2 protein-coding genes are annotated in these 1,800 nt (G+C 44.9%); both read right to left on the reverse strand.

The features are described 5' to 3' along the window. Nucleotides 1-288 precede the first annotated feature (288 nt). Nucleotides 289-900 carry a mobile mystery protein B gene (locus PL85_RS18550; RefSeq protein ID WP_014610887.1) on the reverse strand — a complete coding sequence of 204 codons (612 nt, stop codon included), beginning with the start codon at nucleotides 898-900 and terminating at the stop codon, nucleotides 289-291. Then, a complete protein-coding gene (locus PL85_RS18555; protein WP_094147126.1) occupies nucleotides 897-1,385 on the reverse strand; it encodes a mobile mystery protein A in 489 nt (162 codons plus the stop codon). The genes PL85_RS18550 and PL85_RS18555 overlap by 4 nt, the downstream gene beginning before the upstream one ends. Nucleotides 1,386-1,800: the final 415 nt, after the last annotated feature.

The following is a 1,800-nucleotide window of genomic DNA, read 5'->3' on the forward strand; positions in this document are numbered from 1 at the left end:
ACATAACGCTTAGGCGCTAGCGGTTGTCAATAACGGAGATCGTCTGCGCAGGTTGGTCAGAGGTCTTTCTTAAGGCGAGGAGAGAGAAAAAGAAGGTGAGTTAGGCGTCCAGATTAAGTGGTTTCTGTCCAAAAGTTACTTAGAATTGTCGTTGTGGTGCACTCCATTTCTGGGGACAATGGGGGTTGTTTTGGTGAGCTTGCTCTCTGTACAAAGAAAAGAGGCTGACGTTCCAGCCTCTTTTAACTATCCACACTGTAATTGTATATTTAGCTCTTAACGCTTGGTTTAAGTCACATTCCCTTTCGCCTGAAGATATTGAATTAAAGGCGCATAATCGCCGGCATCAGCTTGGCGTAAGCTCGCAATGTACTCACCCCGCTCTTGGCTTTGTTTATCCAAATCTGTATTGGACCAAACTAAAGGCTTTTGTTTGAGTAGTACCATTCGTATGTAGTCCGTCATCACGCGCGAGTGACGTCCGTTGCCGTTAGGAAAAGGGTGAATTTTAACTAACCTGTGCTGTATCCGAGCCGAGAGTTCTAGGCTGTCATAGTGTTCAAACTCAATCCAGCATTTGATGTCTTCCAGTAAGTTGTGTAAATCTGGCCGGATATTCAGCGGATCGACACCAATGTTCAACTCTCGGTGACGGTAGCTGCCGGCCCATTCCCACACATCACCAAGCAAACGTTGATGCAACTCTTCCACAAACGCCATAGAAAGAATGTCATCCATGCTGGTTTTAGGCGTCGTGGCTAACCAACTCAACCCTTGTAGTATGTTGGCATTTTCAAGCTCATTAAGCTCTTCGCGAGTCGTGATGTGATCAAATTTCAGCCCGGCAACATCATCGGCATTTAGTTGGGTTGCGCCCTCTGGTTCAACAAACAGACTCATTGGTATTTCTCCTGCAAACTGACTTTCCACAAATCTCGGGTGCTGCCCGTTTTAATCTCATTGGCTAATTGAACCAGCGCTTGCTGTTGTTGCTCTGAGGTTAACTGCTGTGCTTCTAAAAACATCGATTGGTGGCTCATGGCCAAACGCTGCTTGGCCAACTCCATAGCGCGCGCTTCTATCATGTCATCAATCGACTGACGCGGAATAATCGCATAAACCAGTTCGGCATCGAGCCCGCTCGCCAGTTGTTTAAGTTGTTTGAGTGTGATGGTTTCATCGGTTTCTTTACGCTCCAATATGGAGACTTGATTACGAGAGAGATTAAGACGTTCACCTAATTGCGCGCCCGACATCCCCAAGGCCTCACGGATACTGCGCACCCAACCATTTTTCGGCGGTTTAGGCACAGATAAACCGAGTAAAGCGCTGATTTTTGCTTTGACTTGCTTGAGTGCAACGGCATAGACACCGGATTTTTTCATAATTTTGTATCTCTAATTAAATACATTGCGATGACAACAGTATCTGATTTTGCATACATTATAAAGATTCTTGTATCTAATTTTTAATACACATCAAAGGAAAATGTATCGATTATAAAATACGCTACTTATTTGGCTATCAGTTTACTGGACAATGGTCGTGACAAATTCATCTTGGAAGAGCAAACGTCTTCGGCAGCGCTAGAATGGGAAGTGAACGGTTTAGGTTGATTTAGAATGGGGGTTGTTTTGGGAAGTACACAATCCAGACTTCTGCTCTGAATGATTTCTGTCCATCTTCGAGTCAGCTTGATCTGAGCTGACTCATTTGTGCCCCAAAGTTTGTTAGCACAGATGAAAGACCGAGTCGCGTTGAGCTATATTTGCGATACATGAACGGCTCTTCTCCGCTTAG

This window comes from Vibrio anguillarum, from assembly GCF_001989995.2.
Lineage (GTDB): Bacteria > Pseudomonadota > Gammaproteobacteria > Enterobacterales > Vibrionaceae > Vibrio > Vibrio anguillarum.